We start from the raw sequence: 13,526 nt of genomic DNA, 5'->3' as shown, positions 1-13,526 counted from the left end.
GGTCACGGATGAACAAAGAATATTCGCAATGAAAAACCCTTCAATGGCCCTCAGGTAATGGTATGAAACACGATTCGTGAACAATCAGCGTGTTCAGACACCGAGCTTCCGCCAGCGTCATGCAGTCATCATTGAATTAGAACGCCCACGCCACCAGTACCTGACCATAAAGATTGGCGCGGCTATTGCCCACTTGCGTCCCGCCGCTCGCCGAACTCTGCTTCGGCTTGTAGAGACCGACCAGTGGCATCAGGGTCCAGTGCGGGTCGATCGCCCATTCGGCATAGATATCCGCTTCATCGGCGTCAAGCTGGCCACGGCGAGTATCGAGCGTACGGAACGTGTAGAGCAACATCCCCAGCTTGAGGTCATCGGCGGCGGTGACCTTCAAACCCAGATGCTGCACGGCCGCGTTGCTGTTGAACGGCCCCGCATAGTTGGCCGCGACTTCACCCTGGAACCAGGTGCCCAGCGCCCGGCCGTTTCCATAGAAAAGCGGGTCGTAGCCCTCTGAGAAACGGCTGTAGCGGTAGTTGATCGAAGGCGTGCCGGGCAGGTCGGCAAAGGTCCAGCCGGCCTCCAGGTACCAGGCGTTCTCCCTGGCGTTGTCCTTGTCTTCCCAGGCGTATTCACCCGCCAGGAATAACCCGGCAACACCGGCATTGCCTTGCCCTCGCACGCTATAGAGCTGCATGCCCTTACGGTCGGGAAACAGCATGTCGGCCATGGTCTGGTCAGTGTCGGTGACGTTCAGGTAGGTCAGGCCAAGGGTGCCTTGGGGACTGACATGTTCCAGCGTACCGACCGCCAGTTCCGGACTGGCTTGGGCCGGGTTGTCAGACTTGAGCCACATCAGGTCACCGCGCCAGCCTTGCTGGCCACCCAAGCGCAGCACGGCCGTGCGGTCGAACGCCTTGCGACCGGTCAGGTAGTAAGCCCCGCCTCGATTGGCCTGGCCGTCGAGAAATTCCTTGCCCAAGTTCAGGGCATCGCCACTGACCAGAAAGCCGTCGCCGATCACAATATTTTGCCGGCCGACCGACAGGTCCACGCCATTCTCGCCCAAGGCGCTGAACAGCGTGCCAGAGTGCCAGCCCACGTAGGCATCTTCGATTTTTGTCGTGCGTTCGTCACCAGAGGTCCAACCCGCCGGATCGCCATCGCCAAAGGTCGCGGAGCTGACCCAGTTCAACGAGCCATAGAGTTGCGAACCGGCGTCGAGGGTATGGCGCGCATCAAGGCCGTATTGCAGCACCGCTTCCTGCCAGCGGCTGGAACCCTCACCGCGGGTCCCAGACTGCGAGTAGTTTTCACGGCTGTAGAAGGCACCAGCCAACGCCAGCAGGCGCGCATCGACTTCTGTTGTCCCATTGTTGTAGAGCGGTTGTGCCAGCCCTGGAACAGCGGCGCAGGTGAGCGAAAGCACAACGATTGTTTTTTTATAGGCGTGCATAGGCCGAACTCCGATGTCAGAAAGGAGAAACAGTGGGCGCCGCCAGGCGGCGCTGGTCAGGTCAGGGATAAAGCGGTGTCAGCGGCGACCGTTGCGGTAGCCCGCCAGTTGGTGACTGACTTTTCCGAGTGTGCAGATCAAGTTTCGCCAATGGTCCTTGCCAGGAATACGAGTTCGCGGGATCGCACTCATCACATCCCAATGCCGCGATCCGCTGGTCATCCCGTCGGCAATGACACGGCTGACCACGTGGCTCGGTGTCACGCCGAAGCCCGAGTAACCCTGGACGAAATAAGCGTTATTGCGCCCAGGCAGCGTGCCGATTTGCGGGAACAGGTTGGCGCTGCACTCCATCGGCCCACCCCAGGCCAGGTCGATTTTCACGTGTTCAAGGTACGGAAAAACCTTGAGCATCAGATGGCGGTTCCATACCTTCAAATCGTTGGGGATGTACTCCAGCAGGCGCGTCGCGGAACCAAACAGCAGACGATTTTCATTGGTCACCCGGTAGTACTCGATCACCGGGCGAATATCACTGAACGCCCCACGGATCGGGCTGATCTGCTCGATCAGCGAGGTCGGCAGCGGCTCCGTCACCAACTGAAAGGCGTAGGTGCTGACCATCGTCTTGTGCAGCTCGGGTTCCAAGCGGTCGAGAAATGCGCCGCAGGACCAGAGGATTTTTTTTGCCCGCACCGATCCCTTCGCCGTGCGCAAGGTGATGGTGTCGCCGTAAGTCACTTCAAGCACGGGGGTGTTTTCATAAATGCGCCCTCCCAGTCCCACCAGGGCCTTGGCCGCCCCCAACAGCATGTTCAGCGAGTGGATGTGACCGTTGCCCATATGCTTGAGGGCACAGCTGTACACATCGGAGCCGACGATGTTCCTGACTTCGGCGCCTTCGAGGTAGGCAATCTCATGCTCCGGATTGAGCTGCTTGTATTCCTTTTCCCACACCTGCAGCAGGCGCCCCTGTCGCTTGTTGAAACCCAGGTAGCCGTAGCCATGGCAGAAATCCGCGTCAATCTGGTAACGCTGGATGCGGCTCTGGATGATCGATGCGCCCAGATCGCTGATCTCGAAAATCGCCTTGAGTCCCTCCTCCCCGACGCTTTTGCGAATCTTCTCCAGGTCATGGCCGATCCCGGCCATCACGTGTCCACCATTGCGCCCCGAGCCACCAAAACCCAGGTAGCGGGCCTCCAGCACGACCACGTCCGTCACTCCGCGCTCGGCCAGTTCCAGCGCGGTATTGATGCCGGAGAATCCGCCTCCGATGACCACCACTTCGGCTTCCAGATCCTGCTCCAGATCATCGAATTTCAAATCATATTTGCGGGTAGCCGTGTAATAGGTCGTAGGTGTTTCAACGGACAACATGGGTGTTCCTCTTGGTCAGCGCTTTTATTATTGTCAATACGATGCAGTTCAATGCTGGGATACCGGCGGCAAGGCTGGCACACGGTCCTGGACGACGCGTCGATAGGCATACAGCAGCAGCGAACACGTGAGGATGCCCACGGCGATCAAGACTTCTTTCAAACCGCCATAACCGGCCAGTTCGGCCGAGGCGGCCCCAACCACGACCACCACGGCGGTGAACAGGCTCAACAACCAGGCCACCGCCAGCCAGCCGCGCCCCAGGCGCACCGGACGCGGGTGCAACGGCGCGTCCTTGCGCAGCCAGATAAACCCCGAGAGGGCGAAGAAGATGGCGATCAGATAACCGATATTGGCCGTCACCAGAATCGCCAGGGGCGAAGACAGGAAAAAGATCATTGCCAGGTTCACCACCACCGCCACACTCATGCAACGTCCCGGCACCTGATGCTTGTTGAGCACGCCCAATTGCTTGATGGTCAGCCCTTCCAACGCCGTTCCGTACAGCGCCCGCGAGCCATCGGCCAATGCCGCATTCAGGCCCATGAACAGCCCCACCAACAACGTGGCGACAAAAAAGCTGCTCCAGCCCGAGCCCAGCACGGCGTTAAAAGCGCCGATGTAGAAACCGCTGGGGTTTTCCAGGGCCGCTTGCGGATCCACCAAGCCACCCAAGCCGAAGGCCACCGCGGCAAACACCAACACGGTGTAACCGCCTGAACTCATCAACGCTAGGCGCATATCCCGCTGGCTGCGGTATTCAGGGCCGAAGGCCGCGCACATCTCCGTGCCGTAGGCGCTCCAACTGATCAAGAACAGCCAGACCAACGCGGTGCGCAACGATCCCCAGTTAAACGCCTCTTGCGCCTGCCAGGCCGACTGGAACCGGTCCAGGCTCCAGCCATGGGCCAATAACGGTGCGACCGCCAGCACCAGGATCGGCACCAGCAACAGCGCCCCCATGTATTTGGAAATCGATGCCGCCAAATGGATGCCACGCCGGTTGAATTGCCAGAAGATCAGGATCAAGCCCGCCCCGATCAACTGCGCCAGACCGATGTTGGCCAGGCCGGTGTCGAGGCTCCAGGTCTGCTCGGGAAACCACTGGGCCTGAATCAGCGCGCCGGCGCTGACGCCGATGATGGAAAGCACCGCCGACCAACCCAACCAGTAGCCGAACGCGGCCAAAGGGCCGACCCAGGCACAGCGCTTGCGCCAGCCTTCAGCCGCGATCATCGCGATGCCGCCGGGTTTATCGGGAAACATCGCGCTGACCTCAAGAAAGATCCAGTTCTGACAGGCACCGATGGCGGCCGAACCGACCCAGAGCAACAAGGCCGCGACCGGGCCGAGTGCGCCGAGGGCAAAGCCGAAAGAGGCGAAAATCGAGCCCGACACCGCCATCGACAGCGCGAATGCGTCCGTCCAGCGCAGGGTCTTTTGCAGGTGCGAAGCCGAGGCCTGGGTATTGTTATACGTTGTATCCACGGGAATAGACTCCAGCCGAGTAAGAAGCACACGTCCATTAAGCGCCCCTCTGTACGGGCAAGGACATGGTTCAGAATGTCGTGCACATGTCTGTCACTGCCATGGCTGGGCGGATGCTTGCCTTTTCAACAGGCCTGTTACTAAATGCTTCTATCGCCGGAAACCTGCCGACGGTCGATCCAACCATAAAAACAAAACCGGCGCTCAGCCGGCAGCCGAGGTCACGATGCATAACGCTTGGCAAGCAGAGCCGCTCTACCAGGGCCCCCAGGGGTTCGAAGCCTGGCATCACGACCTTGGCGAAAAATGCGGCACCTTTCATGCAGAACCGCCGGCCGGACCGGGTCTGGCGAGTTTCACCGGCGCGATGAAAAACTTGATCGGCCCCCACCCTGCGCTGGACGGCTCGCGCATCATCAGCAACTGTCAGCACCTGCACCGAGCCCACAGCGACATTCGCGCCGACGACAAGGATTTCTTCTACCTGGTCTTACAAGTGGGTGGCAGTGCATCGATGTGCCAGGCTGACAATAGGGCCCGGCTCGGCAAGGGTGACCTGGTGCTGCTGGACATCACCCAGCCCTGCGATTTTTATTTCGATAGCCTGAGCGACCAGATGTCCCTGATCATTCCCCGTCAGGCGCTGCGGCAACGCCTGGGACAGCGGCAATTGCTGTTCAATCGGCCCTTGGCTGCCAACAGCGCCCTTGGCAGCATGGCCGGCCTGATGACCCAGCGCTTGTTCGACGCCGCCAGCCTTCAACCGGAAGAAACCGCAGCGTTGTTCGACGCCTTGCTGATGCTGTTGCGGCCCGGTGTCAGCGCCGCGCACGACGGTGAGCATTCCAGTGGCCAGGCACAGAAACTCGTCAAGGCAAAAGTCCTGATCGAACGGCATCTGCGCGACAGCGAACTGTCTCCCGAGCGCCTGGCCGAAGCCATCGGCACGTCGGTCAGGAACCTGCACCGGTTGTTCGCCCAACAGCACACCACCATGGGACGCTACATCCTGGAACAGCGGCTGCAACACTGCGCCGAGGCCATCCGTCAGGCTGCCCCTCAGGAAAAAATCACCGCCATTGCCTACGCCTGGGGTTTCAACGACGTCAGCCATTTTTCCAAGGCGTTCAAGGCGCGATTCGGCATTTCTCCTCGCGACTATCGCTATCAGCATTCAGACGAATACAGGTGATCTCGGCGTTGTCGGCAATGTGTCACTCCAGCACAAGCGATGGCACCCTGCGCCAAGACATTGATAGCCCCCCGCTCCTAGCATGAAACCTCAATCGGCACCGGCCGTGAAATCGAGGAAGCGTTGTGAGCTATCAAATTGAACAAGCATTGAAGAACCAGCCTTTCGTGCCAGAAGAACACTGGCCAACCCTGGAAGAAATGGCCGATGGTTTCAATGAATACAAATACCCACCGAGCCCATTCCTGGCTGGAAAAAAAGCCAACCTTCGCTTCGAAAACGGCTGGCTGATCGAGCATCACTTTGTCGATGACACGACGTTGACCTGGACCATCCTCGAGGGCGAAGGCACCGGCGCATCCGAAACGGAAACCTACGAAGCGGTGGAAGTACGGCCCGGCATTTTCTTCGTCGAATTCCTGAAACCCGAACACCAGGAGTCGGCCACGCTGGTGTGGAAATACGAGACCGGCGACGTGCTGGCGGCGGTCTCCGCCTTCTACAATCGTGGGAGTGAAAAACGCACCCGTACCGACTTCGTCACCGCCGTGGTCGATGGCAAGCCCGGTGGTTCGCCCATTCTCCAGGCATCCAGCCTGGTCGGTAAGCGCGTGCTGTACCGCTACAGCGCGGACGATTGGTATGAGCACGTCTATTTCGGCGCGCAAACCATGGCCTGGCACTGCGTGAACGGCGCGGAAAAAGGCATGGCCGATGTCGAGCGTTGCGCTTATTTCGACGTTGCCGATGACCTCTACGTGTTGTTCTGGACCGAAACGATCATGCCCGTGGAATCGGTCATCGTCGTGGATCTCGCGCAAATGCGTTCCATCGGACGCTTCTTTTGCTGGGACCCAAAGCCCGGAAAGCTGATCCACCTGACCTTTGGTTCGAAGGCGACGGTACTGAACGAGACGGCGTACCCTGCTTCATTTTGAACGTACGAATGTGTAGGAGCTGTCGAGCGAAGCGAGGCTGCGATCTTCCCCCTGACACTTGAATTTCAAGCGAAAGATCAAAAGATCAAAAGATCGCAGGCTTCGCCAGCTCCTACAGAGCCCAGCGGGAGCAAGCTCCCTCGCCACGGGTTTGTCACTCGCACCTATCCGCGTTCGAGTGACACCGCTTTCAGTCGCGCCAACAGCACCTGCAATGGATGAAGCACCGCCACACCCTCTTGCCGCTTCACCTGGCTGCGGCAGGAATACCCATCGGCAATCACCCTGCCCGACTGATTGAATTTCTGCAGGAGCGGCTTCCAGGACTGTCCATAGATCGTGTCAGACGTTCCAGCATTTCGCGTTTCATGCCCATAGGTGCCCGACATCCCGCAACAGCCGCTGGCTTGCACTTGAAGCGTCAGGCCCACGCGTTGGAAAATCTTCTGCCATTGCCCGATGCTGCCCGGCTCGTTGGTTTTCTCCGTACAATGCGGCAGAAAGTGATAAGGCTCGCTCGCCTCCACAACTGCATGTTCCGGCAGCGCATCAATCAACCACTCCTGCGCAAGCATCACCTGGGGAGCGTTACCGGTTTCCAGGGTCTTGGCGTACTCCTGTCGATAGACCAGGGTCATCGCCGGGTCGAGTCCCACCAATGGAATCCCGTACTGCTGAAGGCTGAGCAAGGACTGGCCATTGAAGCTGGCAGCCTTCTCAAACGCCTTCAGGAAACCCTGGACCTGAAGCGGTTTGCCATTGGGCGCGTACGGGGCCAGGAAAACCTTGTAGCCCAGTCTCGAAATCAGATCCACCCAGTCAACAAGCAATGGCGTTTCAAAAAAACGGGTAAACGCGTCCTGAACGAGGATGACGCTTTTTTCCCGCTGCTCAGCGCTAAGCGTTTCCAGGCGTGCAGGGGTTGCCACCTCCACGTTCCAGCGCCGGCACACGGCGGCAAAATCCACCAAACTGAGCAGCGGGCTATCGACCATCCCGGCTACTCGTTCGAGCCCCCAGCGGATCGGCCGGGCACTCATCACGAAGTTGTACAGGCGCGGCATTTTGGCGAGATACGGCACCGTGTATTCCAATGAGCCAATCAGGTAGTCCTTGAGAGGACGCAGGTAGCGGCTGTGATAAAGCTCAAGGAAACGCGAGCGGAACTCCGGCACATTCACTTTGACAGGGCATTGGCCCGCGCAGGATTTGCAGGCCAGGCAACCGGTCATCGCTTCGTAGACTTCATGGGAAAAATCCGCCTGGCCCATCTTCCGGGCCAGGCTGTTCACGGCCCGACGCGCAACACCCTGGTTCCTGCCAGCCCCTCGAACCCGATCGCTGGCCGCCAGCACATCGACACCCTGCTCGCCCTGCAACCTCAGCCATTCCCGGATCAGCGAGGCGCGCCCCTTGGGCGAGTGAATGCGATTGCGTGTGGCTTTCCAGGACGGGCACATGGCGTCATCCGGATCGAAGTTGTAGCACGCGCCATTGCCATTGCAATGCACCGCCGTGTCATAGCTTTGCCAGACACGTTCATCAATGGTGCGGTCCAGGGCACCGCGCAGCTCCACTTCGTCGACGCGGGTCAGTCGAGCGTCTGGAACCGTGTCCGGGGTGGCGATCTTGCCTGGGTTGAGTTGGTTGAAGGGATCGAAAGCCGCCTTCAGCGCTTGCAGCGCCGGGTACAAATCGCCGAAGTAATCGGGCACGTATTGCGACCTCAAGCCCTTGCCGTGTTCGCCCCACAACAGCCCGCCATACTGTTGCGTCAAGGCCGCGACCGCATCGGAAATCGGCCGGATCAAGGCGGCCTGGGCGGGATCCTTCATGTCGAGGATCGGGCGCACATGCAGGACGCCGGCGTCGACGTGACCGAACATGCCGTACTGCAAGTCATGGCTATCGAGCAGCGCGCGGAACGCCTGGATGAAGTCCGCCAGGTTTTCAGGCGGAACCGCGGTGTCTTCGACAAAGGGCTGGGGCCTGGCCTCGCCCTTGACGTTACCCAACAAGCCCACGGCACGCTTGCGCATCGCATAGACACGCTTGAGCGCATCGGCGCCAATCGCCAAGGTGTGACCCAAGCGGACAACGGACGTATCGCGTTGCAGGTGCAGGACGAACTCATGAACTTGCTGCTGAACCGCCGCTTCGTCATCCCCGCTGAACTCAATGAGGTTGATCCCCAGCGTCGGCGTATCGGGGTCTTCAGGGAAATACTCGGCGACGCCGTGCCAGACAATGTCCTTCATCGCCAGCATCAGTACCTTTGAATCCACCGTCTCGATCGACAGCGGTTTCATGGTCATCAACGCCTTGGCATCACGCAGGGCGTCCATGAACCCGGCGTAACGCACGTTCACCAGGATGGAATATTTCGGGATGGGCAGGACGTTCAGCTTGGCCTCGACGATGAAGCCCAAGGACCCTTCAGAGCCGCAAAGAACGCTGTTCAGATTGAAACGCCCATTGGGTTCGCGCAGATGGGCCAAGTCATAACCGGTCAGGCAGCGGTTGAGTGTCGGAAAGGTGTCCCTGATCAGCTCGGCGTGAGTATCGGCGATGTCCACCGCGCACGTGTAGACCTCGCCCACCCGATCCTCGCGGTTGAGCAGCGCCGGCAACAGCGCCGCGTCGACCGCTGAGCTGGTGAGACGCTCACCGCCCAGCAATACCGTCGAAAGCTCAAGCACATGATCGCGCGTCTTGCCGTAGGTGCAGCTCCCCTGGCCACTCGCGTCCGTGTTGATCATGCCGCCGATGGTGGCGCGATTCGACGTCGAGAGTTCGGGGGCAAAAAACAAACCGTAGGGCTTGAGCGCTGCGTTCAACTGATCCTTGACCACGCCACTCTGTACCCTGGCCCAGCGCTCCTCGACGTTGATCTCCAGGATGTTGTTCAGGTGGCGGGAAAGGTCGACCACCACGCCGTCGGTGAGCGATTGGCCGTTGGTGCCGGTGCCTCCACCACGTGGCGTGAGCACGACCGCACGGTGCGCGGGGTCGGCGACCAAGCGTGACAGGATCATCACGTCCTGTTCATCCAGGGGAAACACCGCCGCTTGAGGCAGGCGCTGGTAGATGGAATTGTCGGTGGCCAATACCGTCCGGTCGCCATGGTCGCGGGCAATCTCGCCTTGAAACCCCGCCCCTTGGAGCGCGTTTAGAAAAGCGTCATAGGTCGCTTTCTGGGGATCAGGAGGCGATAACCGGGCAATCATGATGTATTCCTACAGGCTGAAAAGCTAATCTATGCATTCACATTACGTATGCTCGGCACGAGACGCATCGAGCAGCCGTACAAGGTTTTCATGATTCTTGCCTTCCTGTACGGTTGGAGCAAACGTAATTCCTGCTGGCTTTGCATGAGCTTTATGAATGAACCCTAGACGCCTGACGCCTTCGATGTCGCTGCTGGTTGCCTTTGAAGCCGCCGCGCGCCACTGCAGTTTCACCAAGGCAGCGGAAGAACTGGCATTGACCCAAAGTGCCGTCAGCCGGCAGGTACAAACCCTGGAGGCGCAACTTGAAATCGAACTCTTCCGCCGCGAAGGCCGAAAGATTGAATTGACCGCCGCTGGCGCGCTGTATCAGCACGAACTGGCGGCCGCGCTGGGACGGATTCGAAGCGCAACGTTGCAGGCCATCTCGTACAAGAACGACAGCGGCCCCTTGAACCTGGCCGTCCTGCCGACCCTCGGTTCCAAATGGCTGCTGCCGCGGATGCATGAGTTCTATGCCAAGCACCCGGACCTGCTGGTGCACATACATTCGCGGATCCTCCGCGAGGACGTCCAATCCTCCACCCACGACATGAACGCAATCATCTGCGCAGGTTCGGGAGAGTGGCCCGGCTACGTTTCACATCAGTTGCTCAGGGAAAAGCTGGTGGTGATTGCCAGCCCGACCGCATTGCCCGAGTACCGGGCCATGTCGCCGGCCAATGTTGCCGAGCATGCCTTGTTGAACGTCGTATCGAGGCCCGGTGTCTGGTCGGATTGGTTTGACCAGCACAACGTCGATCACCGCACCATGCGCTCCGGCCCGAGCTTCGAACTCACCGCCCACCTTATCCAGGCCGTGGCGGCGGGGATCGGGATTGGGCTGGTTCCGCAAATCCTGGTGCAGGATGAACTGAAAAGCGGCGACCTGGTTGCGTTGTTCGAACCGATGGAAAGTGGGCGCAGCTATTACCTGGTCTACGCGACCCGATACCAGCACTTGCCGGCCTTGAAGGCCTTCAGTGCCTGGCTGCTCTCGTTGCCGTTTCCCGATAACTGAGTTCAGCCCTTCAGGGTTCAGGCTGATCCCCTGTGGGAGCGAGCTTGCTCGCGATAGCGGCCTGACAGCCGACCTATCTCTCCGGCCATAACCCCAATCCAACTGTGGGAGCGAGCCTGCTCGCGAAGACGGCCTGACCGCCGACATGCCTCTCCCGCCTACCCTTCCCACCCCGGATGACGCCAACTTATTGGCACAAAACCCAACCAATTAAAAATTTATTAATACAGCGACAAATTCCCGACGCGCGGTACTGATGTGCCATTGCTGGGGACTTGAACCGAAGCTCATCATCCGCAGGCAATCACCGCTAAACGTTTGGGCCGCCGACCTGGGCTACAGGATGTAATCACTCGCATCACGCAATGGAGCAACACCGAGATGATGACTGTCTATTTTGTTGTGATGACGATCTGCAGTGGCTACGAAGGCTGTGTCGATGAACGACAACCAGGGCCAACCTTTGCTTCCAAGGCAATGTGCATGGAGATGGCCAGAGTCATGGCGCCGCGCAAAGGGGTGAAGTTCAAGTGTCGCAAAGAACGTACATGGGTGGCCGATGGGGCACGGCCAGTAGAAGGTTACGACAAAGTTGTCACCACCAAGAGCCTGGGCCAGCCTTAGCATTACGATTTTTCTCGCCGACAACCCTCATCAGGCCCCAAGCATCTGCCACAACGACGCCCCCACCCCGGTAATGCTTTCCCCGGCAATCAACCCCGCCGCCGCGGTGATGGCGAAGCGTTCGGTGAGGCTCGGCCAGCGACAGCTCACCAGCCACGTCAGCACCGCACCGAGGGCCATCATCAAGGACACCGAGGCCGGCAGGACGAAGGCCAGGCCCAGGGCCGCCGTGCTTGGCAGGTAGCGGGCCCGATGCGCCGGCAACAGGCTATCGAGAATCCCCAACGACAAACCGACCAGGCCGCCGATGAAAATCGCCCAGCGAATGCTCGCTGACAATGAATCCAGGCCCAGGGTCAGGGTCTGCGCCACGGCCTTCCAGGTGGCGACCGCCGGGGCCGGCCACTCTTCGGTGAGCAGCATGGTCTGTGGGTCCGGGATCAGCGCCAGGTAGGCCAACACGCCGACGATGCTGCCGATGAAAATCCCCAGGATCTGGGCGATCACCTGCTTGCGCGGCGTGGCGCCAATCGCCCGGCCGACCTTGAAGTCGTTCATCAAATCGGTGCACTGCCCGGCCGAACCACCGGCGGTGTTGGCGCTCATCAGGTTGATCGGCACCTGGCCCGGGGCGACGATGCCAAAGCTCAACTGGGACAACTGCCCAATGGCCCCGATCGGCGGAATGCCCGTGGCGCCGACCACCCGGGCCGCCACCGCCGCCAGGCAGATCGCCAAGGGAATGGTCAGCAAGGCCATCCACGGGTTGATGCCGAACAACAGCACCTGCAGGCTGACCACCAGGATGATCGACAGGGCGAAACCGGCCGCCGGCCCAGGCTTGGGGATCGTCCAGATCGCCCCGCCGCCCGCCTTGGTCGAGCGGTGCAATGCCCACAAGCGAATCGCCAGTGAGGCCAGGGTCGAGCAGACCATCAGGCTCACTCCCGGCCATAACAACCACTCCACCAGCGCCGCGAATTGCGGGCCGCTGCTACCGCTCGGCAACTGCACCAGGCCTTGCTCCAGCAACCACGGCGCCAACCCGCCCCACGCCAGCAAGGCGCCGATCAGCAGGGTCAGGCCCACGCGGATACCGATGATCCCGCCAAACCCCACCAACAGTAGCGAAGGGTCCGCGGTGAACGTCAGGCGTTCCAGTTGAGCGGTCGGGGACCAGCGCGGGATAGCCCACAAGAACGTATCGACCGCCTTGACCAGCCCGGACAGCATCGCGGCGCTGAGCAGCACTTTCAAACGCGTTGCGGCTTCGTGGCCGTGATTGTAGATGTGCAGCAACGTTTCCAGGGTCGCCATGCCTTCGGGAAATTTCAAGGCCTTGTCATTGAGCAGCGAGGGACGCAGGTACCAGGCAATCCAGATCCCCAGGAAACTCACCGAAAAGACCCAGGCCACCATGGGAATAGCCTCCAACTGCTGGCCCGTCAGCAAGGTGTAGGCCGGGATGGGCGCCACCAACCCACCGGAAATGATCGACGCGGCGGCAGAAGCCACGGTCTGGTTGATGTTGCTTTCGTGCAGCGTCCAGGGCAACCGCCCCACCGATCGACTGGCCAAGCCCTGCCAGATGCCATAGCCGATCAGCAAGGCAATGATCGACATGTTGAACGACCAACCGATCTTCAACCCGGCGTAGACATTGGACGGTGTCAGCAGAATACCGAGGACAATCCCCGTACTGACCGCACGCAGGCTGAGCTCGCGTTCGACGACGGCGTTCAAGGGAAAGGTGGATGAGGTTGAGTGCATGCGAAGTCCTTGTCGGCACTGGGGGCAGCCACCAGATTCAGGCTGATCCCCTGATTGATGCGGTTTTACTTAGGGAAAACGATGAACCTGTGGCGAGGGAGCTTGCTCCCGCTTGAGTGCGAAGCGCTCACAAAAAAGGGCCGCTGCGCAGCCCAGCGGGAGCAAGCTCCCTCGCCACGGTTTGTCTACAGCCTAATTGAACAGGCCATACGGATCGCTCCAGCAAACGGGCACAGCCAGGATCACTTGAAGCGGCAACTTAATAAGTGAACGCAGGATCGGCGCAAGGTTCACACGACGGAGGCAAACCCTGGCGAGCGTGCTCGCCAGGATCGTCCATCCAGAGGCAGGAAATGAGGTGTGTCGCGAGCGCTGCCAACGGCCAGGCAACGCA

The 13,526-nt window shown here is 60.1% G+C and carries 9 protein-coding genes; 4 read left to right on the top strand and 5 right to left on the bottom strand.

Annotation, left to right across the window (positions count from 1 at the left end; translation table 11 throughout):
* Positions 1-136 precede the first annotated feature (136 nt).
* The 3 genes from ACLH0I_RS12915 to ACLH0I_RS12905 all read right to left on the bottom strand — a co-directional run bounded on the left by ACLH0I_RS12915 (position 137) and on the right by ACLH0I_RS12905 (position 4,321).
* Positions 137-1,453 (bottom strand): hypothetical protein, encoded by a 1,317-nt coding sequence (locus ACLH0I_RS12915; protein ID WP_354336563.1) that lies wholly within the window; start codon positions 1,451-1,453, stop codon positions 137-139.
* Positions 1,454-1,531: 78 nt separating this feature from the next.
* Complete coding sequence (locus ACLH0I_RS12910) at positions 1,532-2,833, bottom strand: NAD(P)/FAD-dependent oxidoreductase (RefSeq protein ID WP_411387261.1); 1,302 nt, start codon at positions 2,831-2,833, stop codon at positions 1,532-1,534.
* 48 nt (positions 2,834-2,881) lie between these two features.
* Positions 2,882-4,321, bottom strand: a complete 1,440-nt coding sequence (locus tag ACLH0I_RS12905; RefSeq protein WP_240998518.1) for an APC family permease — start codon at positions 4,319-4,321, stop codon at positions 2,882-2,884.
* 226 nt (positions 4,322-4,547) lie between these two features.
* Between ACLH0I_RS12905 and feaR the strand changes: the two genes are divergently transcribed.
* Both feaR and ACLH0I_RS12895 read left to right on the top strand, forming a co-directional pair.
* Positions 4,548-5,513 (top strand): transcriptional regulator FeaR, encoded by a 966-nt coding sequence (gene feaR / locus ACLH0I_RS12900; RefSeq protein WP_122568349.1) that lies wholly within the window; start codon positions 4,548-4,550, stop codon positions 5,511-5,513.
* Positions 5,514-5,638: 125 nt separating this feature from the next.
* A complete protein-coding gene (locus ACLH0I_RS12895; protein ID WP_122568348.1) occupies positions 5,639-6,451 on the top strand; it encodes a molybdenum cofactor biosynthesis F family protein in 813 nt (270 codons plus the stop codon).
* A gap of 164 nt (positions 6,452-6,615) precedes the next feature.
* Here ACLH0I_RS12895 and ACLH0I_RS12890 read toward each other — a convergent pair whose 3' ends face one another.
* Complete coding sequence (locus ACLH0I_RS12890) at positions 6,616-9,678, bottom strand: FAD-binding and (Fe-S)-binding domain-containing protein (protein ID WP_411387260.1); 3,063 nt, start codon at positions 9,676-9,678, stop codon at positions 6,616-6,618.
* Positions 9,679-9,835: 157 nt separating this feature from the next.
* Between ACLH0I_RS12890 and ACLH0I_RS12885 the strand changes: the two genes are divergently transcribed.
* Positions 9,836-10,738 (top strand): LysR substrate-binding domain-containing protein, encoded by a 903-nt coding sequence (locus tag ACLH0I_RS12885; RefSeq protein WP_411387259.1) that lies wholly within the window; start codon positions 9,836-9,838, stop codon positions 10,736-10,738.
* Positions 10,739-11,119: 381 nt separating this feature from the next.
* The gene (locus ACLH0I_RS12880; RefSeq protein ID WP_411387258.1) at positions 11,120-11,362 is read left to right on the top strand and encodes a hypothetical protein; all 243 of its coding nucleotides are present in this window, start codon (positions 11,120-11,122) and stop codon (positions 11,360-11,362) included.
* A gap of 30 nt (positions 11,363-11,392) precedes the next feature.
* On the opposite strand, the gene ACLH0I_RS12875 is transcribed toward ACLH0I_RS12880, so the two are convergent.
* Positions 11,393-13,132, bottom strand: a complete 1,740-nt coding sequence (locus ACLH0I_RS12875; protein WP_411387257.1) for an OPT family oligopeptide transporter — start codon at positions 13,130-13,132, stop codon at positions 11,393-11,395.
* Between the last annotated feature and the right edge of the window lie 394 nt (positions 13,133-13,526).

Source organism: Pseudomonas sp. MPB03 (assembly GCF_046605385.1).
GTDB lineage: Bacteria > Pseudomonadota > Gammaproteobacteria > Pseudomonadales > Pseudomonadaceae > Aquipseudomonas > Aquipseudomonas zanjanensis.
Note: the sequence above shows the minus strand (reverse complement) of the source record. Positions and strands in the feature narration are given on the sequence as shown.